22 protein-coding genes are annotated in these 19,782 nt (G+C 60.1%); 10 read left to right on the top strand and 12 right to left on the bottom strand.

Going from position 1 to position 19,782, the window contains the following annotated elements; translation table 11 throughout:
- Positions 1-88: 88 nt before the first annotated feature.
- Entirely contained in the window at positions 89-937 is an 849-nt protein-coding gene (locus tag PH558_RS16840) for a metallophosphoesterase (RefSeq protein ID WP_285205643.1), read from the bottom strand.
- Between the two features lie 126 nt (positions 938-1,063).
- A complete protein-coding gene (locus tag PH558_RS16835) occupies positions 1,064-1,666 on the bottom strand; it encodes a superoxide dismutase (RefSeq protein ID WP_285205642.1) in 603 nt (200 codons plus the stop codon).
- A 269-nt stretch (positions 1,667-1,935) separates the two neighbouring features.
- Here PH558_RS16835 and PH558_RS16830 point away from each other — a divergent pair, with 269 nt between their 5' ends.
- Complete coding sequence (locus tag PH558_RS16830; protein ID WP_285205641.1) at positions 1,936-2,586, top strand: aspartate/glutamate racemase family protein; 651 nt, start codon at positions 1,936-1,938, stop codon at positions 2,584-2,586.
- Between the two features lie 4 nt (positions 2,587-2,590).
- Here the strand turns inward: PH558_RS16830 and PH558_RS16825 are convergent, their stop codons facing one another.
- Positions 2,591-2,935 carry a nuclear transport factor 2 family protein gene (locus PH558_RS16825; protein WP_285205640.1) on the bottom strand — a complete coding sequence of 115 codons (345 nt, stop codon included), beginning with the start codon at positions 2,933-2,935 and terminating at the stop codon, positions 2,591-2,593.
- A 179-nt stretch (positions 2,936-3,114) separates the two neighbouring features.
- Between PH558_RS16825 and PH558_RS16820 the strand changes: the two genes are divergently transcribed.
- From PH558_RS16820 to PH558_RS16805, 4 genes are all read left to right on the top strand, one after another.
- A complete protein-coding gene (locus PH558_RS16820) occupies positions 3,115-3,930 on the top strand; it encodes a helix-turn-helix domain-containing protein (protein ID WP_285205639.1) in 816 nt (271 codons plus the stop codon).
- Positions 3,931-4,036: 106 nt separating this feature from the next.
- Complete coding sequence (locus tag PH558_RS16815; RefSeq protein ID WP_285205636.1) at positions 4,037-4,723, top strand: YbhB/YbcL family Raf kinase inhibitor-like protein; 687 nt, start codon at positions 4,037-4,039, stop codon at positions 4,721-4,723.
- Positions 4,720-5,949, top strand: a complete 1,230-nt coding sequence (locus tag PH558_RS16810; protein ID WP_285205635.1) for an MFS transporter — start codon at positions 4,720-4,722, stop codon at positions 5,947-5,949. Before PH558_RS16815 ends, PH558_RS16810 begins: the two co-directional genes overlap by 4 nt.
- 126 nt (positions 5,950-6,075) lie before the next feature.
- The gene (locus PH558_RS16805) at positions 6,076-6,615 is read left to right on the top strand and encodes a GNAT family N-acetyltransferase (RefSeq protein WP_285205633.1); all 540 of its coding nucleotides are present in this window, start codon (positions 6,076-6,078) and stop codon (positions 6,613-6,615) included.
- A 29-nt stretch (positions 6,616-6,644) separates the two neighbouring features.
- Here PH558_RS16805 and PH558_RS16800 read toward each other — a convergent pair whose 3' ends face one another.
- Positions 6,645-7,532, bottom strand: coding sequence for a branched-chain amino acid aminotransferase (locus PH558_RS16800; RefSeq protein WP_285205632.1), 888 nt, complete (start codon positions 7,530-7,532; stop codon positions 6,645-6,647).
- A gap of 309 nt (positions 7,533-7,841) precedes the next feature.
- Between PH558_RS16800 and PH558_RS16795 the strand changes: the two genes are divergently transcribed.
- From PH558_RS16795 to zwf, 3 genes are all read left to right on the top strand, one after another.
- A complete protein-coding gene (locus PH558_RS16795) occupies positions 7,842-8,882 on the top strand; it encodes a zinc-dependent alcohol dehydrogenase family protein (protein ID WP_285205631.1) in 1,041 nt (346 codons plus the stop codon).
- A gap of 57 nt (positions 8,883-8,939) precedes the next feature.
- On the top strand, positions 8,940-9,710 hold the full coding sequence (tam, locus tag PH558_RS16790) for a trans-aconitate 2-methyltransferase (RefSeq protein WP_095434254.1): 771 nt from the start codon (positions 8,940-8,942) through the stop codon (positions 9,708-9,710).
- 171 nt (positions 9,711-9,881) lie between these two features.
- Entirely contained in the window at positions 9,882-11,402 is a 1,521-nt protein-coding gene (gene zwf, locus PH558_RS16785) for a glucose-6-phosphate dehydrogenase (protein WP_285205629.1), read from the top strand.
- A gap of 135 nt (positions 11,403-11,537) precedes the next feature.
- Here zwf and PH558_RS16780 read toward each other — a convergent pair whose 3' ends face one another.
- Positions 11,538-11,933 (bottom strand): hypothetical protein, encoded by a 396-nt coding sequence (locus tag PH558_RS16780; protein ID WP_015339165.1) that lies wholly within the window; start codon positions 11,931-11,933, stop codon positions 11,538-11,540.
- Between the two features lie 217 nt (positions 11,934-12,150).
- On the opposite strand from PH558_RS16780, the gene PH558_RS16775 reads away from it, so the two are divergent.
- Complete coding sequence (locus tag PH558_RS16775; RefSeq protein ID WP_285205628.1) at positions 12,151-13,662, top strand: helicase HerA-like C-terminal domain-containing protein; 1,512 nt, start codon at positions 12,151-12,153, stop codon at positions 13,660-13,662.
- A 159-nt stretch (positions 13,663-13,821) separates the two neighbouring features.
- Here PH558_RS16775 and PH558_RS16770 read toward each other — a convergent pair whose 3' ends face one another.
- Entirely contained in the window at positions 13,822-14,598 is a 777-nt protein-coding gene (locus PH558_RS16770) for a VOC family protein (RefSeq protein ID WP_285205624.1), read from the bottom strand.
- A 219-nt stretch (positions 14,599-14,817) separates the two neighbouring features.
- Positions 14,818-15,543 carry a DUF899 domain-containing protein gene (locus PH558_RS16765; protein WP_285205623.1) on the bottom strand — a complete coding sequence of 242 codons (726 nt, stop codon included), beginning with the start codon at positions 15,541-15,543 and terminating at the stop codon, positions 14,818-14,820.
- A 71-nt stretch (positions 15,544-15,614) separates the two neighbouring features.
- On the opposite strand from PH558_RS16765, the gene PH558_RS16760 reads away from it, so the two are divergent.
- Positions 15,615-16,061, top strand: a complete 447-nt coding sequence (locus PH558_RS16760; protein ID WP_285205621.1) for a MarR family winged helix-turn-helix transcriptional regulator — start codon at positions 15,615-15,617, stop codon at positions 16,059-16,061.
- Here PH558_RS16760 and PH558_RS16755 read toward each other — a convergent pair.
- The 5 genes from PH558_RS16755 to PH558_RS16735 all read right to left on the bottom strand — a co-directional run bounded on the left by PH558_RS16755 (position 16,048) and on the right by PH558_RS16735 (position 19,670).
- The gene (locus tag PH558_RS16755) at positions 16,048-16,818 is read right to left on the bottom strand and encodes an RES family NAD+ phosphorylase (RefSeq protein ID WP_095434248.1); all 771 of its coding nucleotides are present in this window, start codon (positions 16,816-16,818) and stop codon (positions 16,048-16,050) included. The two genes, PH558_RS16760 and PH558_RS16755, sit on opposite strands and share 14 nt — an antisense overlap.
- Complete coding sequence (locus PH558_RS16750; protein ID WP_285205616.1) at positions 16,778-17,161, bottom strand: MbcA/ParS/Xre antitoxin family protein; 384 nt, start codon at positions 17,159-17,161, stop codon at positions 16,778-16,780. Before PH558_RS16750 ends, PH558_RS16755 begins: the two co-directional genes overlap by 41 nt.
- Before the next feature lie 131 nt (positions 17,162-17,292).
- Positions 17,293-17,715: an organic hydroperoxide resistance protein gene (locus PH558_RS16745; protein ID WP_285205614.1), complete on the bottom strand. Its 423-nt coding sequence runs from the start codon at positions 17,713-17,715 to the stop codon at positions 17,293-17,295.
- A 258-nt stretch (positions 17,716-17,973) separates the two neighbouring features.
- A complete protein-coding gene (locus PH558_RS16740) occupies positions 17,974-18,705 on the bottom strand; it encodes a L,D-transpeptidase family protein (RefSeq protein WP_095434245.1) in 732 nt (243 codons plus the stop codon).
- Between the two features lie 161 nt (positions 18,706-18,866).
- Positions 18,867-19,670: a L,D-transpeptidase gene (locus tag PH558_RS16735; protein ID WP_285205613.1), complete on the bottom strand. Its 804-nt coding sequence runs from the start codon at positions 19,668-19,670 to the stop codon at positions 18,867-18,869.
- Positions 19,671-19,782: the final 112 nt, after the last annotated feature.

Here is a 19,782-nt window from a genome sequence, read left to right as displayed (position 1 = left end):
AAACATCGGCTCCGCCTCACAGCAGCCTCAGTTCTTAAACTTTCAACGATGCGGATCGTTCCCCCTGTCGAACGATACAGGGGATTCATCAAACGCCGGCCAGCGCTAGCACCCGGCTATCCTCGCGCCCGAAGCCCGTAACCTCCAGCCGATCATTGTAGACAGCAACGATCGCATAGGCGCTCGTATCTTCAGTATCGACCATGCCCTTGAAGTTGACGAAGTATGTGCCGCCCGACGCTCCGAAATTGCCGGCATGATTGTGGCCATTGACATAAGCGACGACATGGTCATGCTCGGCCAAAAGCGAAAGCATGCGATCGCTATCTAGCGCGTTGTGCCCATTCTCTGGGAAGATCGGATAGTGGTTCATGACGATGACCTTCTCACCTGCCGCCTTTGCTTCCCTGAGCTTCGCAGCAAGCCAGTCATATTGCGTGTCGCCTATCGCTCCGTTCCATCGCTGACCATTGAGCGCGCCGGTTGTTTCCAGCGCCCGCATCATTTCCTTCGCCTCCTGCCGCCGCGGATCGCCTTCCGGCGGCGCAAAGACGCTGATTTCGTTGCCGTCGAGCGCGATGAAGCGATAACCGGAAAGGCTGAAATCATAATAGGCCGACGGCATGCCTACACGTGCCGGCACCGTGCCGAGATGTTGCGATGCCACGGCGAAATCGTGATTGCCGAGAAGGAAGTGCTTACGATGACGCAAGGCTTCGTAGACAGGCAGAATGGCGTCGAAGCTCTTCCATTCGCGATCGATGATATCGCCGAGGGTCACCACGAAGGCGAGATCGTGCCGATTGAACTCCTCGATCGCCGCTCGAAGTTTGTCGAGGCTTTTCGCCGGATAGCGATTGAGGGTGAGATTGGGCGCGAGATCCGCATATTGCGGATCGGCGATGACACCGAAGCGGAAGAGCGGTGCTGATGGCATTCAGCCTCCTTGGGCGGTCTCCTGGGGCGGCCATGCGGCACACGAATATATCAATAAGACTGCTCATAAGAAAACACCCGACGCCAGGAAGACGCCGGGTGCGAAAGGCGGCCTGTGCGGCAAACCTTACTTCGTAGCAGCTTCGTAGCGCTCCAGGACGTAGTCCCAGTTGATCAGGCTGTCGATGAAGGCTTCGAGGTACTTCGGACGCAGGTTGCGATAATCGATGTAGTAGGAATGTTCCCACACGTCGACGCCGAGGATCGGGTCAGCACCATGAACGAGCGGGTTTTCGCCGTTCGGGGTCTTGGAGATTTCGAGCTTGCCGTTCTTGACGGAAACCCATGCCCAGCCGGAGCCGAACTGAGTGGCGCCGGCAGCGGCAAAATCGGCCTTGAACCTGTCGTAGCCGCCGAGATCAGAAGCGAAAGCAGCTTCGAGCTTACCCGGCAGCTTGTTGCCGCCACCGCCCTTCTTCATCCACTTCCAGAAATGGATGTGGTTGTAGTGCTGGGCTGCATTGTTGAAGAGACCTGCATTGGTGCCGAAGGACTTCTTCACGATTTCTTCGAGCGAAAGATCGGCAAGACCTGCTTCCGCAGCGAGCTTGTTGCCGTTGTCGACATAGGCCTTGTGGTGCTTGTCGTGGTGATACTCGAGGGTCTCACGCGACATGAAGGGCGAAAGTGCATCGTAATCATAAGGAAGTTCAGGCAATTCGAAAGCCATGGTCATATCTCCTCTTGGCAAAAAATTGCGTCGGCAGGTGAAGCGGAACATAGGAGCCGTCGCCTGGAAGAGCAACCGGCGACATGCCAAAAAAGTTGCACTCGGGAGTAAAAATTGCCCTATTTTTCAAATAGGTATAGCATAGACTTAGAAGTTTTCATCATTGCATATGATGATGTTTCGATACAAGGCAGAATGCGGTGACAAAACGTCGACACAATAGGCTGCCGCGGCTAGGTTCACGGATATTCAGCTCTGGTAGGAACCCCATGACGATCGCCTGCCTGCACACCGCCGAAAGCAATATCGCCGTCTATGAAGCGGCGGCGAAGGCGTTCGGGTTGCCTGATGGCATGCTGCGCCATCATGTCCGCGCCGATCTTCTTCTCGCTGCGGAAAAGGTGGGGCGCCTGACGGATGAGATTTCGGCGGAAACGGCAGCGCTTCTCTGGCATCTGGCGGAGGATGCCGATGCCGTCGTGCTCAACTGCTCGACGCTCGGCCCGGCAGCATCGAAGGTTGCGGCCGGTGCCGGAGCCCCGATCATCCGTGCTGATGCGATGCTGGCAGAGCAAGCGGTCTGTCGCGGTGGCAAGGTTATCGTGCTGTGCACCGTCGAAACGACTATCGCCCCGACGACTGCACTTTTCGAAGCAGCGGCTAAGGCGACGGGTGCCGAAATCGAGGTTCGGCTGGTGCCGAGCGCATGGACGCACTTCCGGGCCGGGAATCTCTCGGCCTATCTCACCTCGATTGCTGATGCGGTAAAAGCGGCTAGCGGCGAAGACGCCATCACGATCGCCTTCGCTCAGGCGTCGATGACCGATGCAGTCCATCTTCTTCCGGAAAACTGCCCGCAGCCTATGACCGGTCCGGCGGTCGCACTTGCCGCGGCAATGGCGAAGATTATGGATAGCTGAAGCGTTACAGGCTGCGCCCGAAATAGACGTTGACCTCGGCAATGCGGTCGCCGGCAAAGCGGATCAGCTCGACATTGCGAAAGCTGGCGCCATCCATCTTCTCGGCGCGATAGCCGATGATCACGTCGTCACCATCTGCGACCAGATGTTCGATATGAATGTCACGGAATACCTTCTCCTTCGGCCAGCAGTGCTCGAAGTACCGTTTCCGGTCGATATGATCGTCGCGCGGGCTGGAAAAGGTGAAATCCTGGGTTAGCATCGGGTCGACGGTATCGGGATGCTGAGCGACATAGGCTGCAAACAGCCGTTTGACTGTATCGCAACGGGCATTTTCGAGAGAGTTCATAATCTGCCTCCTCCTTTGCATCAGCGGGCTTTTGATCCTCCAACCATAAAGCTGATTGCATAGCACAATCAGCTTTATAATATCAGCCGGGCGAACCGACAAGGCGCTTTGCAGACTTGGCATTGCTGCCCGCGTGGTCCAAACTCCTCGGGCACCCCAATCAGCAGAAAGCCATCGCAATGTCCGAGGCTCATCACGCCATGTTGGAAAAGCTGCGCCGCCTGGCGGCAAAGGATAATCGCCCGACGATCGCGCCGAGCGGCATCGGCAGCTATTCCACGCTTTTCACCTTCGTCACGCGCGAACGCGAGCGCATTGCCGGTTCGGCCTTTTCACAGGTTTCAATCGTCGCCATCCTTGAAGGTTCCAAGGAAATCGTCAGCATGGGACGGCAGAGGCATTTTGCAGCCGGCACGGTGCTCGTGCTGCCGGCAGGCTGGAGCGGCGATGTCGTCAACGACCCCGATCCGCAGACCGGCGTCTATCGGGCAATTTTCATCACCTTCCCCGAGGAATTGACGCGACAGGCAGCCAAAGCCTTTCCGCCTGCGCAGACCGCATCGCAAATAGACTTGCCGCTCGATCCGCTACTGGCTGCTGCCATCAACCACGCCGGCGAAGGCATTGCCGGCGGCAATATGCCGATTCCTTTGATCGAGCATCGACTTCTCGAAATCCTCATGGTGCTCGGCATGCGCGGTGCCCTGCCCGGTTCGCCGGAGACCACAGCCGAGGCGGTGCGGACGCTGGTGCGCTGGCAGCCGGATCGCCCCTGGACTGCCGACCTCATCGCCGCCGAGCTCGGCACCAGCAACGCGACGCTACGCCGCCGCCTGTCACGCGAGGGCGCTTCCCTGCGAGAGGTACTGACAAGCGAGCGCGTGGCGCTAGCAACGACTCTTCTCGCCGAGGACGGGCTGTCGCTGCGGGAAGCCGCGCTTGCGACAGGCTATCGCTCGCCCCGACGCTTTGCCGATCGACTTCGCAGCGCGTGAGCGTTTGCGACAGCATTTTGAGCGTTTGCGTGCGCAGCCGCTCGGCACGAATTTGTTAGACCCTGCCCTCGAAGCTCACAGGAGCGAACCGCGAAAGGGCAACATCATGAAAACCATGCTCAACCTTCTGAACGCCACCGTCATCGCAGCAGTTGTCGCCACGCCGGCCCTATCGGCCGATCTCAAGGTGACATTTGCAAAGAGCAATGGCCGGATGCTGCTGTCGGAAAACGCCTCCTGCGTTTCGACATCTTCAGACAAATCGGCAGCCGGCCCTAACAAGAGCCTTGCCGTTTCCTGGTCGAACGGGCCGAAGGGGACGCGATCCTATGCGCTGACGATGGTCGACCCCGACGTGCCCACGGATTTCTCATTGTTCAACAAGGCGGACAAATCCATCCCGAAGGATTTCAAGCGGATGGAATTCGTCCACTGGGTGCTGGCCGATATCCCTGCATCGCGCACCAGCCTTGCCGAAGGCGCGGACGGAAGCGGTCCCTCTTCGAGCGGCCTGCCGCTCGAGCGCACAGCCTATGGGCGCCGTGGCCAGAATGGCGCCGGCGGCGGCAACTTGAAGGACGGACCGCATGGCGGTTATATGGGCGCTTGCCCGCCCTGGAACGACGCGCGCGTCCACAGCTATCACGTCACCGTCTATGCGCTCGATGTCGACCGACTGAACCTGCCGGATCTCTTCACCCGCGCCGATCTCATCGCCGCCGCGAAAGGCCATATCCTCGCATCGGGCAGCCAGGAACTGTTTTACACATTGAATGCAAAGGCCGAGAAATGACCGAGACGAGATGGGATGCAGCCGCACCGGCCGAGCCGGAAACCGCGCATTGGATGCGGAACCTGATCATCTGCCTCGTCGGCTCGTTCACGACGATCGTGGCGATGACGCTGCTACTCCCCTTCCTGCCGCTCTATGTCGAGGAACTCGGCGTCAGCGACAAGGCTGCGATCGTGCAATGGTCCGGCATCGCCTATGGCGCCACCTTCTTTGCTGCCGCCTTCGTCGCGCCGCTCTGGGGGCGGCTCGGTGATATCTATGGCCGCAAGCTGATGCTGATCCGCGCCAGCCTCGGCATGACGGTCGCGATCTCGCTGATGGGCATGGCCGGCAATGTCTGGCAGCTGGTGGCGCTGCGCCTTTTCACCGGCCTTGCCGGTGGCTATGCCTCGGGATCGATGGTGCTGGTGGCGGCACAGACGCCGAAGCATCGCTCGGCATGGGCGCTGGGCACGCTATCCGCCGGCATCATGGCCGGCAACCTTGTAGGACCGCTGATCGGCGGCGCGCTGCCACCCATCATCGGCATTCGCGGCACCTTCCTGCTGGCTGGCGGCGTGATCTTCCTGACCTTCCTGGCGACGACGTTCTTGATCAAGGAAGAGAAATCCGCGGCACGAAAGAAAGCTGCGAAGGCCAGCGGCAGCTGGGCCTCCATTCCGGACAAGCGCCCCGTCGTCGCCATGCTGTCGCTCGGCCTCTTGCTGATGCTCGCCAATATGTCGATCGAGCCGATCATCACAGTCTATGTCGCGCAGTTTGTAACGGATGCCAATGTGACGATGGTCTCGGGCGTCGTCATGGCGGCTGCGGCGCTCGGCAGCATCCTGTCGTCCTCATGGCTCGGCAAGCTTGCCGATCGCATCGGCTACTGGAGTGTCATCATGGCGGCCCTTGCCGTTGCGGCGCTCTTGTTGATCCCGCAGGCTTTCGTGACCTCGGCCTGGCAATTGATCGGTTTGCGCTTCCTGATGGGTGTGGCGCTCGGCGGCCTTCTGCCCTGCATCACCGCCGTCATCAGGCATAATGTTCCCGATGCGGCCACCGGCAGCATCCTCGGCCTCTCCATCTCCTCGCAATATGTCGGTCAGGTGGCAGGCCCGGTCCTGGGCGGCTTCGTCGGCGGCCATATCGGCATGCGCGCCGTGTTCCTCGGAACTTGCGTGCTGCTGGCACTCGGAGCCATCTATTGCTGGTGGGTCAGCCCGAAGAAGGAAGTGGAATAACTCCGCTGTCATCGCCTTCATGAGGATCAGAATCGCGGCCTGATTGCCGCGATTCTATCCAAGCCTTGTTGAGTTGAAACAGGCTTTTGATATTCTTCCACCATTGGTAGTTGTGGGGATATCTCTGTGCCGCTTCCAAGCTTCGAAACCGAGCGACTGATCCTTCTGCCTCGCACGATCGCCGACCTTGACGATTGCATCGCCATGGATCGCGACCCGGAGGTGACGCGCTTCATTCCCGGCCCGTGGCACGATGCGGTGGCGCACCGAACCTTCGTAAAAGGCCGGATCGAGGCGGATTTCGGCGATGGACTGGGATATTGGTCGATCCGCGCCAAAGGAAATCCCAAGCAATTCCTCGGCTGGATATTGCTGATACCCGCCGACGCCATCGGGCCTGATATCGAGATCGGATGGCGGCTGAACAGGCTTGCCTGGGGCAAGGGTTATGCGACGGAGGCGGCAAAGCCCGTTCTCGCCCATGCCTTCCAGACACTCGAACTCGATCGCGTGATTGCCGATATCGCCCCTGGGAACGCGGCATCCATCCGCGTCGCACAAAAGCTCGGCCTCTCACAGCCGCGCAAGACTACCTATCACGATGAGCCCTTCGCCTCCTATAGCATGACGAGGGCCACTTTCGAGGCTGAGCTTACGAGGCAATGAACCCATTGCCCCCGACCGCCGACAGCAGCTCACTCTTCGCTGGCGCTGCGGCCGTGAGCCCAATCCATATAGAGTTCCAACGCCTTGCGGGCGACCGGCCCTTCCTGGAATTCGCGGTCGTCCAGTCGGTTGACGCTGACGACCTTGGAATAGTTGCCGGTCGTGAAGATCTCGTCGGCGCCTATGAACTGCTCGACGGATAGGGTTTCCTCGCGCACGTCGAAGCCTTCCTGGCGCAGCAGGCCGATAACGCGGGCGCGGGTGATGCCGGCGAGGAAGGTGCGGTTGGCGACCGGCGTATAGACGATGCCGTCCTTGACCATGAAGACATTCGACGACGCCGTTTCGACGACATTGCCGTTCATGTCGCGCACCAGCGCATTGTTGAAACCGCGGCCCCTCGCTTCGAGGATCATGCGGCCGCTGTTCGGATAGAGCGAGCCGGCCTTGGCGTCCGTCATCGCCGTTTCCGGCGACGGGCGCCGGAAGGGCGAGACCGTGAGCGTGATGCCACCGTTGCCGCCAAGCGGCGCCTCGAACAGGCAGAGCGCGAAGCGCGTCGATTCCGCGTCGACGGCAACGACGCTGCCCGGCGAGCCATGTTCGCCCCAGTACATCGGCTTGATGTAGATCGGCGTCTTGCCGTCGAATTTCCTGATGCCTTCCCAGGCGAGCGCTTCGATCTCCTGCGAGGTCTTGACCGGCTTCAGCCCCATGGCGATGGCCGAGCGATTGACGCGCTGGCAATGGAGATCGAGATCGGGCGCAATGCCATCGAACCAGCGTGCACCATCGAACACGGTCGAGCCGAGCCACATGGCATGCGAGGTCGGCCCGATCAGCGGTTGATTGCCGGAGAGCCATTCTCCTTCAACATAGGTCCAGGTGGTGGTGCGGGGCGACGTATCGACGGACATGGTATTCCTCCCTTTGGGCGGTTCAGCTTTCGCGGGATCGCGGAGCCGCTCCATCTTTTTGTTTTCTCGCAATTCCGGACGGAAAGCCGTGGCCCGCATTTTCGGTGGAATTGCTGTAGATGGCGACGAACAAATAACTGCGTAACCCCAGGGTCAAGCAGAAACTGCGCGGCAAAATCCATTTGCAACAAAGCGCTCGATATCGCATTCATAACGCAATTTTCATGCGTCGAAACAACAGCTTGACGAATGAGTCCATCAGCAAAAGTGATGAACCATAAGGATCGTCAGGAGAGAGGGAGAACTCCCATGAAAGCGATGTATTACGAGGCCTTCGAGGCAACACCCGAAATCCGCACCGTGCCAGATCCGACACCGGGTGAGGACGGCGTTGTCATCGCCGTCGGCGCGACCGGGCTTTGCCGCAGCGACTGGCATGGCTGGATGGGGCATGATCCCGATATCAAGCTGCCGCATGTGCCCGGCCACGAGCTTGCCGGCAAGGTTGTGGCGACCGGGCGCGGCGTCGTCCGCTTCAAGGTCGGTGATCGCGTCACCGTTCCCTTCGTCTCCGGCTGCGGCCATTGCGCCGAGTGCCACTCCGGCAACCAGCAGGTCTGCCCCAGTCAATTCCAGCCCGGCTTCACCCATTGGGGTTCCTTTGCCGAATATGTCGCGATCGACTATGCCGACACCAATCTCGTCCACCTGCCGGAAACGGTCGATGACGCGACGGCGGCAAGCCTCGGCTGCCGCTTCGCCACCTCCTTCCGCGCCGTTGCCGACCAGGCGAAGACGCGGCCGGGTGAGTGGATCGCCGTGCATGGCTGCGGCGGCGTCGGGCTGTCGGCGATCATGATTGCCAGCGCGCTTGGCGCTAATGCCATCGCCATCGACATTTCCGACGAGAAGCTCGCCTTCGCCCGCCAATGCGGGGCAGTCGCGGCGATCAACGCGACTGAGGTCGCCGATGTGGCAGAGGCGGTACGCGAAATCACCAAAGGCGGCGTGCATGTCTCGATCGACGCGCTCGGCCATCCCGCCACCTGCTTCAACTCCATCAAAAACCTGCGGCGGCGCGGCCGGCATGTGCAGGTCGGCCTCATGCTCGGTGACTATGCGACGCCGCAGATCCCGATGGCGCAGGTCATCGGCCATGAGCTGGAAATATACGGCAGCCACGGCATGCAAGCCTGGCGCTACGACGCCATGCTCGACATGCTCGCCGCCGGCAAGATCGCGCCGCAGAAGCTCATCGGCCGCAGGATCAGCCTGGAAGAGGCTGTACCTGCGCTGATGTCGCTGGATAAGGCCGAGGGCAAGGGCATCAGCGTTATTACACGGTTCTGATATATCCCGGTGCTATGCGCATCGAGGATAACGGCAATCTAGGAAGAGGGTGTGCCCATGGCATGGTCTGCCGGCCAATATGTGAAATTCGAGGATGAACGCACACGCCCGGCGCGCGACCTGCTGGCGCAGGTGCCGCTGGAGCGTATCGAACGCGCGATCGACCTCGGTTGCGGTCCCGCCAATTCGACTGAACTGATCGTCGAGCGTTACGGTATTGCCGGTGTCTCCGGCCTCGATAGCGACGACAATATGCTGGAGGCCGCTCGCAAGCGCCTGCCCGATACGAATTTTGTCAAGGCAGATCTTGCCACATGGCGGCCGGAAGAACCCGTCGACCTGCTTTTTGCCAACGCCGTGTTTCAGTGGTTGCCCAATCATCTCGACATCCTCGACCACCTGATGGACGGGCTGAAGCCTGGCGGCGTGCTTGCCGTGCAAATGCCCGACAATCTCACCGAACAGAGCCATCTGATGATGGAGGAAACGGCCAAGAATGGTCCTTGGAGCGAGGCCTTTGCGAAGAAGAGCGTACGTCGCAATCCCCTGCCCGCGCCCTCGGTCTATTACAACAGGCTGATCGGCAAATCGGCCCGGGTCGATATCTGGCACACCAACTACAATCACGTGCTGGAGAATGCCGCCGCCATCGTCGAATGGGTGAAGGGCACGGGCCTGCGCCCTTACCTCGACCATGCCGGCGCCGAGCATCGCGATGCCTTCACTGCTGAATATCTGAAGCATATCGAGCAGGCCTATCCGCCGCTTGTCGACGGCAAGGTGTTGCTGCGCTTTCCGCGGCTCTTCCTGGTCGCGGTGAAGAAATAGATATTTATCAGCCCCGAAATGCCGACTGACGGCGGTGCGTCGATCCCATCGACAACCGGCGCCGGCCCGCGCTAGAACACCCATAGCCAACGCTGAAACAGCAACAGCTCCGAGGAGATAGTCCATGTCGTCCAGAAGCCCTGAATATGGCCGCCAGAAGGAGATCCGCGCATGACCACCCCCGACGTCGCACCGGCTCCGCCGCTGACATTCGTGATCTTCGGTGCTGCCGGCGACCTTACGCGGCGCCTGCTGATCCCGACGCTGATCAACATGACCCGCAGCGGGCTTGTCGGCGAAGACCTGCATATTCTCGGCATCGGCATCGAGACCGGCGGCGTCGACATGCTGCTGGATCGTCTGGAATCATTTCTGAAGACCTCAGGCGATATGGACGATGCTGAGCGGCAGGCGGCATGGCAAAGCCTGCGCAAGCGCATCAGCTATATTTCCGGTGACTTCACGCAGAACGACGTCTACAAGGAAATCTCGGATTATCTCTCGCATGCGGCAAGCGCCAACGCAGCCTTCTATTTCGCTGTGCCGCCGCGCTTCTTCGGCGATATTGCCGAGAAACTCTCCGAAAACGGGCTGATGAACGAAGCGACCGGTGCCTTCCGCCGCATCGCGATCGAAAAGCCCTTCGGCCACGATCTTGCTTCGGCACAGGCTTTGAATGCGCGGCTGCTGAACCATGTGTCCGAAAGCCAGATCTATCGCATCGACCATTTCCTCGGCAAGGAAACGGTGCAGAACATCATGACGACGCGCTTCGCCAACATGATGATCGAGGCGCTGTGGAACAACAACTACATCGACCACGTGCAGATCACGGCGGCAGAGCTTGTGGACGTCGGCACGCGCGGCAAATTTTACGATGCGACCGGCGCACTTCGCGACATGGTGCCGAACCATCTCTTCCAGCTGCTGGCGATGGTGGCGATGGAACCGCCGAACAGCTTCGATGCCGAATCCATCCGTAATGAGAAGGGCAAAGTGCTGAAGGCCCTGCGCGTCTACTCGCGTGAGGAGGCAATCAAGAACGGCGTACGCGGCGCCTATACGGCCGGCCCGATTGCCGGCAGGGATCTGCCGGCCTTTACCCAGACGCCCGATGTCGCCCCCGACAGCAATACCGAAACCTTCGTGGCGCTGAAACTCCTAGTCGATACCTGGCGCTGGGCGGGCGTGCCCTTCTACCTGCGCACGGGCAAGGCGATGAAGGCGCGCGATACGGAAGTGGTCATCACCTTCCGGCCGGTTCCCTTCGCCCAGTTCCCGCGCCACGAATCCCGCCCCGAACTGCCGCCGAACAGGCTCATTATCCAGGTGCAGCCCGACGAGGGCCTTGATATGGAAATCTCGATCAAATCGCCGGGGCTGGTGCTGAAAACAGCGCCGGTTTCGCTCGACTTCCGCTACGCCGACAGTTTCGATATCGGCAAGCAGACCGGCTATGAAAGCCTGTTCTACGAACTCTTCGTCGGCGACCAGACGCTCTTCCAGCGCGCCGACGGCATCGAAGCCGGCTGGGCGGCCGTGCAGCCCTTCCTCGACCTCTGGGCAGAGGGCGGCAAACCCGATCCCTATGCGCCCGGCAGCACAGGTCCCGCCTGCGCCGACGAACTCATCGAACGCGACGGCCGCAAATGGCATGAGATCGACGGGACCCCGAAGGGCAGGAAGGTCTGATCCTGAAGAAGATCAGCGGATGGAGGCCGGATGTCTGCCTTTAACAGGTGCAATGTGACGAGGTGGAGCCTGCCTTCTGAACAATGAACAGCCGCCGGAATTAACCGGCGGCTTTCTTTCAAGGCAATAGCAGCCTCAAATGAACTGGTGCAGGCCCGGGACAGAATTGACGACCTGGTCGACCACCTCGTCGCCGGCATGCTGGCGAGCAGTTGCAATCGTCTCCTTGGCGAGCGAGCCGATCTCGCCCATGCTGAGACCGCTGCTCATCAGCTGCTGGCCGAGGGCCATCAGACCGCCGCCACCGCCGACTGCGCTAAGCAGGCCGCCGAGCAGGCCACCGCCACCCGTTTCCTCGCCATTATATTGCGCAACGAGATCGGAGGCGCCGGGAATAGATTCGATCATCTTGGTGACGGGACCATCCGGAGCTTCGCGCTGCAGGAAACCGAGAATCATGCCGACGGCCTTTTCCGCAAGGTCGGGAGCGATGCCGGCTTTGGTCGCGATCTGATCAATAACTTCGTTCACTGTGGCCTCCTGCCTTTATAACGTTAACGTCAACGTAACTGAATGAAGCAACCGACACAAGCCGCGCCGGAGGTCAACATTCTACCAGAAGCGGAACTGCGACGCGAATGGTTGTCCCCATTCAAGTCAGTTCTTATAACAGTGTCAGGACAAATCGATGAATGGCCCTTGCAGCCTTTAAAAGCTGCTGTGCCGCCGCCCAAAGGGAGACGACACCATGCCGCAGCAGGATGGACAGATTTTCGTCGGCGCGAGCCGCAATCCGGATGACAGCATCAATAAGGACGAGTTCCTGACGCTGAAATTCGGCAATCGCCACGGCCTCGTCACGGGCGCCACTGGCACCGGCAAGACGGTGACGCTGCAGGTGCTGGCGGAGGGATTTTCCAAGGCCGGCGTGCCCGTCTTCTGTGCCGACATCAAGGGCGATCTTTCGGGCATCGCCGCCAAGGGCGAGCCAAAGGACTTCCTGCTGAAGCGCGCCGAGGAAATCGGCCTGTCGCCCTATGAGTTCGACCAGTTCCCGGTGATCTTCTGGGACCTCTATGGCGAAAAAGGCCATCGGGTGCGCACCACCATCGCCGAAATGGGCCCGCTACTGCTGGCCCGCTTGATGGATGCGTCCGAGGCACAGGAGGGCGTGCTCAACATCGCCTTCAAGATCGCCGATGAAAATGGCCTGGCGCTGCTCGACCTCAAAGACCTGCAGGCGCTGCTGAACTATATGGGCGAAAATGCCAGCGAGCTCTCCACGAAATATGGCCTGATCTCGAAATCGTCGGTTGGCTCGATCCAGCGCGCCATGCTTGTTCTGGAACAGCAGGGCGCGGAAAACTTCTTCGGCGAGCCGGCGCTGAAAATCTCCGACATCATGCGGGTCAGCAATGACGGCTACGGGCAGGTCTCGGTGCTTACGGCCGATAAGCTGATGATGAACCCGCGGCTCTATGCCACCTTCTTGCTATGGCTGCTCTCCGAGCTGTTCGAGGAACTGCCCGAAGTCGGCGATCCGGAAAAACCCAAGCTGGTCTTCTTCTTCGATGAAGCGCACCTGCTCTTCAACGACGCGCCGAAGGTGCTGATCGAACGCGTGGAGCAAGTGGTGCGACTGATCCGCTCCAAGGGCGTGGGCGTCTATTTCGTGACGCAGAACCCGCTCGACGTGCCGGAAACGGTGCTGGCACAGCTTGGCAATCGCGTGCAGCATGCGCTTCGCGCCTATACGCCGCGCGAGCAGAAGGCCGTGCAGACGGCGGCCTCGACCTTCCGGCCCAATCCGGCCTTCGATTGCGCCACCGTCATCACAACTCTCGGTACCGGAGAGGCGCTCGTGTCGATGCTGGAGGGCAAGGGTACGCCGTCCGTTGTCGAGCGCACGCTGATCCGCCCGCCATCCGGCCGTATCGGACCCGTCACCGATGGCGAGCGTCAAGCCATCATCAACGGCAGTCCGGCTGCAGGCGTCTATGACCAGACGATCGACCGCGAATCCGCCTATGAGATCCTGACGGAGCGGGCACGCAAGGCGGCCGCGCCGCAGAACGAGAGTGCCGGCGATGGCTGGACCTTGCCGGGCTTCGGTGGTGATAGCAGTAAGCCAACCGGTCGCCGTTCGGGCTATCAGCGCGAGACGATCCTGGAGGCGACGATGAAAAGCATGGCACGCACGGTGGCAACGCAAGTCGGGCGGGCGCTGGTGCGTGGTATTCTCGGCAGCCTAAAGCGGTAGATGATTACCCTCCCCTTGAGGGGGAGGGTCGGAGCGAAGCTCCGGGGTGGGGTGATCCGCGGCAATCTCTGCAGGTCCGAATGTCACCCCCACCCGCCGCTTTGCGGCGACCTCCCCTCTCAAGGGAGAGGTGTTAATTCCCTCAAGGGAGGGTAAAGATCAGCGCACCGGTGCAACCAGCGAGAAGAACGCGCCTTGCGGATCGGTTGCCTGGACGATCCAGCTGCCGCCGGGGACTTCCATCGGGCCGTTGGCGATCCTGCCGCCGCCTTCCGTGATGCGGGCGATCGCGGCGTCGATTGCCGGGACATTGATGTAGAAATTCCAGGCAGCCATCGGCATTTCCGCCGGCTTGGTCATGATGCCGCCGAAGTCGCGATCGCCGATCTTGAAGATCTTGTATTTGCCCATCGGCCCCATGTCGAAATCGGAGCTCAATTCCCAGCCGAACATATCGCTATAGAAATCGAAGGCCTTCGGGCCGTCGTTGGAATAGAGCTCGTGCCAGCCGAAATAGCCCGGTGTCGCAGGCGCAGGCGGCTCCCAATCCTGGCCCGGCAACGGCGTGAAGAGGCAGAAGGCAGCGCCATAGGGATCGGAGACGACGGAGAATCGGCCGACGCCCGGAATATCTGTGGGCTCGCGATAGGTCTTGCCGCCCTTGGCGACAACGGTCTTGGTGGCTTCATCGACATTGGGAACGCCGATATAACCGGTCCAGCAGGGCGGCGTACCCATCGACTTCGCCTCGTCAGGCAGGATCATCAAACCGGCAACGGGGCCTGCACCAGCGCTGAACAACGTGTAATCCATGCCGACTTCCGGCATGCCGGCATCCGCCGCATCCCAGCCGACGACCTTGGTATAGAAGGCTTCGGCCGCCTTCATGTCCGTCGTCATCAGCTCGTACCAGACAAAATATCCCTTCTCTGCCATGATATCTCTCCCCTATTGTGGTTGTTGCGGTCATCCGTCTCATCCTGAGCCTGTGTCGGCGCAAGCACATCGTGGCCGATGAACGTGACGGCCGAACGATGGTCAATCGGTTGATCCATCGCTCCCCGGCGAGCAGGCTCCAGGTCTTAACTAGGCGCAAGGCGTGGTAATTCGACCCCTTGTGCCGCATGGCATGAATTTGGCAGTCTCGTCATGTTCTCAATGGCAGCAGGAGCCCGCCTTCGCTGCTTCCTGATATTCGTCGTGGCGGCGCACGAAATCCATGGTCTGGCCTTCATTCCGGCCCTTCGGCGCATTGTCGAGGATCATCAGCGTACCGATCATTTCCTCGCCGCCGCGGGCATAGCTGGAATAGGTATGGAAGATATTGCCGGCTTCATCCTTGTAGAATGCGCTGAGACCAGGCAACTCGTCGTTACCGTCGGCGGCGTCCATATCGTTGAAATTATAGAACACCTTTTCACCGGCAAGCTGCTCTTTGGTGAAAGAGACGTGATAGTCGAAATTGAAATCGTTGGAGAAGGACGACACCCAGGGAAATTTCCAGCCCATGCGCTTCTTATAGGCCTCTATCTTTTCGATCGGCGCACGCGACACTGCCACCAGCGTGACATCGTGATGGTTGAGATGCGGAAGCGTTCCATCGAAATGATCGGCGAGGAAGGAGCAGCCGGTGCATCCGGCATCCCAGTCCGGGCCGAGCATGAAATGATAGATGATCAGCTGACTGCGGCCGTCGAAGAGATCGGCGAACGTCTTCTTGCCGACGGGCGTGTCGAAAACATAGTCCTTATCGACCTTTACCCAGGGCAAGGCTAGGCGTTCCGCATTGACGCGATCGCGAAGATGCGTGGCTTCCTTTTCCTTGGCGAGCAGTTGACGGCGGGCCTCCAGCCACACTTCCCTGGAAACGACCTGGTTCATTGTCCGCGCCCTCCTCCGGCGTTTTCATTCCCAAATCTTGACAAATACATTGATATCAATATTAATGAATCATGTCAAACGCAGTCGAAATCCCCTTTGAAACCACCTTGTTAGTGCGCGATACTTGCCTGTGCCTGCATGTTCAGCGGGCGGCGCGCGCTCTTGCCCGCCGTTTTGACGAAGCGTTGCGGCCGTTCGGCCTTACCAATGGCCAGTTCTCCCTGATGATGTCCCTGAACCGACCCGCGCCCGCGCCCATGGGATCGGTCACGACGCTCCTGGCAATAGACCAAACGACCCTGACGGCGGCCTTAAAGCCGCTGGAACGACGGGGATGGGTGAGCATCGTGCCCAATCCAGAAGATCGCCGCGCCCGCCTGCTCAGCCTCACGCCATCCGGCAAGGCAGCGCTCGCCGCCGCCGTGCCGATCTGGAAGACGACGCATGCCGCCGTCGAAGAGCGGCTGCCCGACGGCAATGGCGATCGCCTGCGTAACGATCTTGCTATTCTGCTTTGAATCGCGCCTCAGATAGCCGCGGATCGCCCTCGAAATCCTGCCTTTCGAAGCCGATGCGACGCCGTGGGAATTCGCACAGCGCCTGCACCCCGACGCGCGACAGCCGGATGCGCCAGGTCTGGCGTTCAACGGGTTCACGGGCGGAGAAGGCTCTGGCCGTGAGCAGCGCTATGTTCATGCCTCCGCGAGGATCACGGACGGAACGATAGAGGATTGCCTCAATGCCACCGGTTCGGGCCGCTTCCGCAAGCGACTGGCAGGCCTCGTAGTCGATCGGATCGGTCCAGAGTTTCCGATCGCGATCTAAGGGAGACGCGGTCAGATCGATCGCCGCCTTCGTCGTAATTGCAGCAGTAAAGGCGGTATATTCGGCGGCATTGGCGGGCAACGGCGTATCAGGGGAATCACGGAAGAAGAGCAGCCGATAGAAGCTCATTTCAGCCAACGCCGTCTCTACCTGCTCCGAGGCATAGAAAACGCCGAGCGTACGGCCGGCGCGCCGGAAACGGGAACCGTGGGGATAGATCGCTCCGTAACGGAAGGGTGTGGCGAGCAGATAATCCAGTCCTGCGCATTCCGGCGGCAAAACCGGCTTGCTTTCTTCCAGGATGCTTTCGAGAAGCGCCTGCTCCTCCAACGTATCGACAAGCTTCAGCGTCGAGACCTGATGCTGCGATTCCACCAGCCGCCAATATTGGCCGGAAATGGCCCTTGTCTCAGACGAGAGCGCGGCGGGCGTCCAGATAGGCAAGGACATCGGTCAAACCAGAAATCGAGATGATCTTGTCGATCGGTGCTGCGCCAAAGGCGATATTGCCATTACGCAGCCATTGCCGCGCCACAGCCTCGTCGCCACCCACGATGGCATCGAGCGAGCGGAAGAGACGAACGAGAAGCACGGCAAGCTCGAAAGGCTTGCTATCGCGCTCCAGCAGATGATCCTGCCGCTTCATGCGCGATACCGTCGCCTCCGACACGCCGATGATGGCTGCGAGGATGCGGGCGTTCAATCCCAGCCTCTCGGCGGCATTGACGACGGCCTTGGTGATGACCAGCGCTTCGCCGGGCATCGTCTGGCCTATTGCCTGGGCTTTTATCACGGCTACTTCCTTTCCCAAGAAAAGATATAGCATTTTTCTTGCAAAAGAAAAGGAGCGACAGATCAAACTGTCGCTCCTTTTCAATATATTCCGTATTTCCGGCCTTCAATCGGCCGATGGCGCGTTTTGCGTCAGACAACAGCAACCGGCACTTCAGTCGAAGTGCGCAGGGCGTGGCTGTAGGGGCATACGATATGGGCGGCAGCGGCAAGCTTTTCAGCCTCGGCCTTCTCCATGCCGGGGATGTGGACAGCCAGCGAAACTTCGATGCCGAAGCCGGTGCCGTCTGCGCGCGGACCAATGCCGACGGTCGCCGTGACCTTGGCATCTTCCGGAATCTTGACCTTCTGCTGGCCTGCGACAAATTTCAGGGCACCCAGGAAGCAGGCGGAATAGCCGGCTGCGAAGAGCTGCTCCGGATTGGTGCCTGTAGCGCCATCGCCACCGAGTTCTTTCGGCACGGTCAGCGTGACATCAAGGACGCCATTTTCGGAAACTGCATGGCCGGCGCGGCCACCGGTGGCGGAAGCTTTGGTCGTATAGAGAATAGGCATGTCATGTCTCCTTTGGTTGGATGGATTTTATATACATCACGATTTAATCGCGCACAATATATATATCAAATTTAATTCGGGAAAATGAATGGCGACGATGCCGTCAACAGGAAGATAGCAAATCCCGCGATCAGAGAGCCGGCAACCTGAGGTCAAGTTGGCAGTGGTTTGAGATCGGTTTTGGGGCGTACTTCCGGCCGGGACCGCAAACGAAAAGGGCGCCAGCAGCGCCCTCACCCTTCTTTCAATGATGCGGTATCAGGCCGTGACCAGGATCGGCGCCCGCTCGGGAACGCGATCATAGAGATCGATGACATCCTGGTTCAGCAGGCGGACGCAGCCGGAGGAAACGGCCTTGCCGATGGAGCGCCAGTCGGGGTTGCCGTGCAGGCGGTAAAGCGAATCCTGCTTGCCCTCGAAGATATAGAGAGCGCGTGCCCCAAGCGGATTCTTCAGACCCGGGTCCATGCCACCATTGGCGATGGAATATTTCACGAGTTCCGGCTGGCGGGCGACCATTTCATCGGGCGGATTCCAGCGCGGCCATTTCTTGCGCCACTGGATGACGCCCCGGCCCTGCCAGGCAAATCCTTCGCGGCCGACGCCGATACCATAGCGCATCGCCGTTCCGCCCTGCTCGGTCACATAGAGCATGCGCTGGGTTGTATTGACGATCACGCTGCCGGGTGCCTCGCCTGTTGGGTCGATCACCCGTTGACGATAGAAGCGGGGATCGATCTGCTGGTAGGGAACCGCCGGAATGATGAAGCCGCCATCCTCGACGGAGGCATAGATTACGGCCGGATCAGGCTGCTCGCCATCATAGCTGGAGAACCAGGTTCGGAACGGCCGCGGGGAGCCGGTATATTGAACCGGGCTGACGACGGGGCCGTTGTCGATGGTGGAGGCGCAGCTGGCAAGCGTCGAAACGGCGCCGAGACCAGCCAGAGCGAGGAAGTTACGTCGGGATAGGGATGAAGGAAGGCTCATGTCGACAGCATAGTTCCTTTTGTGGAGGAAGCGAAAACCCGTAACAACAGGCTGATTCGGCTCCCCGAGAGGTTCGCAGAGACAGACGCAAAACTAAAGAGCGCAAACCACCCCGACTATCGCACTTATGCAACATCACGAAAATTTGTGGTAAAATACCGCTACAGAACGACGATTTCCGCCTTATCGGGCACTCGGTTGTAAAGGTCTATCACGTCCTGGTTGAGCATGCGAACACAGCCGGAAGATGCAGCCTTGCCGATCGACTGCCAATCCGGCGTGCCGTGCACTCGATAAAGCGTATCCCGGTCATTCTGATAGATATAGAGCGCACGCGCGCCGAGCGGGTTGGTCGGCCCTGGATTCATGCCGCCGCGCTCGGCCGATAGCGGCCTCATCTGCGGGTCGCGCGCGACCATTTCGGCGGGCGGGGTCCAGCGCGGCCATTTCTGCTTCCATTGGATCAGACCCCTGCCGTGCCAGGCATATCCTGCCGCGCCGAGGCCGACGCCATAGCGCATCGCCTTGCCGCCCGGCTCGATGAAATAGAGGAAGTTGTCGCGCGTATCGACAACGATGGTGCCGGGGCGCTCCCTGGTCTGGTACTCCACTTCCTGCCGCAGAAAGCGCGGATCGATGCGCTTGTAGGGGATGGCCGGCAACGTGAAGTCATCTTCACTGCGCTGTGCATACATGGCCTGGTGCACCGGATTGAAGGTCGGCAGGCCATAGGTCTGGTGGAATTGGGTGCGGAAGAGATCACGCGATTGCGGTACGGGCTGCACCGGCAGGCGCCTTACCCTGTTCGGCTCGATACCCTCCGGCCGATAGAAGACGGGCGTCGTCTCCTGCACGAAACGATCCGGATCGGTGGCGCCCGTATCAGGAATGATGCTGCAGGCGGACAATGTTGCCAGCGCGGCAGCGGCAAACAGGTGGCGGGAAGCGGGCAGCAGGTCGGCCATTATCGGAAACCAGTTAGGACACATCGGATCGGCCGCATAATGACTGCCGCGGCTGGAGCGAGGCTGGCGTCGATCGCCAGACGGTTCCAACGAAGATATTGCACCGATCGGC

Source organism: Rhizobium pantanalense, from assembly GCF_030182525.1.
GTDB lineage: Bacteria > Pseudomonadota > Alphaproteobacteria > Rhizobiales > Rhizobiaceae > Rhizobium.
The sequence above is the reverse complement of the archived record's forward strand: the minus strand, read 5'-3'. Positions and strand labels throughout refer to the sequence as shown.

Excerpts from the sequence above, each read along its gene's own strand:
- PH558_RS16835 (WP_285205642.1), bottom strand. The coding sequence starts at position 1,666 with ATGGCTTTCGAATTGCCTGAACTTCCTTATGATTACGATGCACTTTCG.
- PH558_RS16810 (WP_285205635.1), top strand. The coding sequence starts at position 4,720 with ATGACCGAGACGAGATGGGATGCAGCCGCACCGGCCGAGCCGGAAACC.
- PH558_RS16820 (WP_285205639.1), top strand. The coding sequence starts at position 3,115 with ATGTCCGAGGCTCATCACGCCATGTTGGAAAAGCTGCGCCGCCTGGCG.
- PH558_RS16825 (WP_285205640.1), bottom strand. The coding sequence starts at position 2,935 with ATGAACTCTCTCGAAAATGCCCGTTGCGATACAGTCAAACGGCTGTTT.
- PH558_RS16770 (WP_285205624.1), bottom strand. The coding sequence starts at position 14,598 with ATGGCAGAGAAGGGATATTTTGTCTGGTACGAGCTGATGACGACGGAC.
- tam (WP_095434254.1), top strand. The coding sequence starts at position 8,940 with ATGGCATGGTCTGCCGGCCAATATGTGAAATTCGAGGATGAACGCACA.
- PH558_RS16800 (WP_285205632.1), bottom strand. The coding sequence starts at position 7,532 with ATGTCCGTCGATACGTCGCCCCGCACCACCACCTGGACCTATGTTGAA.
- PH558_RS16760 (WP_285205621.1), top strand. The coding sequence starts at position 15,615 with ATGTCAAACGCAGTCGAAATCCCCTTTGAAACCACCTTGTTAGTGCGC.
- zwf (WP_285205629.1), top strand. The coding sequence starts at position 9,882 with ATGACCACCCCCGACGTCGCACCGGCTCCGCCGCTGACATTCGTGATC.
- PH558_RS16765 (WP_285205623.1), bottom strand. The coding sequence starts at position 15,543 with ATGAACCAGGTCGTTTCCAGGGAAGTGTGGCTGGAGGCCCGCCGTCAA.
- PH558_RS16830 (WP_285205641.1), top strand. The coding sequence starts at position 1,936 with ATGACGATCGCCTGCCTGCACACCGCCGAAAGCAATATCGCCGTCTAT.
- PH558_RS16755 (WP_095434248.1), bottom strand. The coding sequence starts at position 16,818 with ATGTCCTTGCCTATCTGGACGCCCGCCGCGCTCTCGTCTGAGACAAGG.
- PH558_RS16775 (WP_285205628.1), top strand. The coding sequence starts at position 12,151 with ATGCCGCAGCAGGATGGACAGATTTTCGTCGGCGCGAGCCGCAATCCG.
- PH558_RS16795 (WP_285205631.1), top strand. The coding sequence starts at position 7,842 with ATGAAAGCGATGTATTACGAGGCCTTCGAGGCAACACCCGAAATCCGC.
- PH558_RS16815 (WP_285205636.1), top strand. The coding sequence starts at position 4,037 with ATGAAAACCATGCTCAACCTTCTGAACGCCACCGTCATCGCAGCAGTT.
- PH558_RS16740 (WP_095434245.1), bottom strand. The coding sequence starts at position 18,705 with ATGAGCCTTCCTTCATCCCTATCCCGACGTAACTTCCTCGCTCTGGCT.
- PH558_RS16840 (WP_285205643.1), bottom strand. The coding sequence starts at position 937 with ATGCCATCAGCACCGCTCTTCCGCTTCGGTGTCATCGCCGATCCGCAA.
- PH558_RS16735 (WP_285205613.1), bottom strand. The coding sequence starts at position 19,670 with ATGGCCGACCTGCTGCCCGCTTCCCGCCACCTGTTTGCCGCTGCCGCG.
- PH558_RS16745 (WP_285205614.1), bottom strand. The coding sequence starts at position 17,715 with ATGCCTATTCTCTATACGACCAAAGCTTCCGCCACCGGTGGCCGCGCC.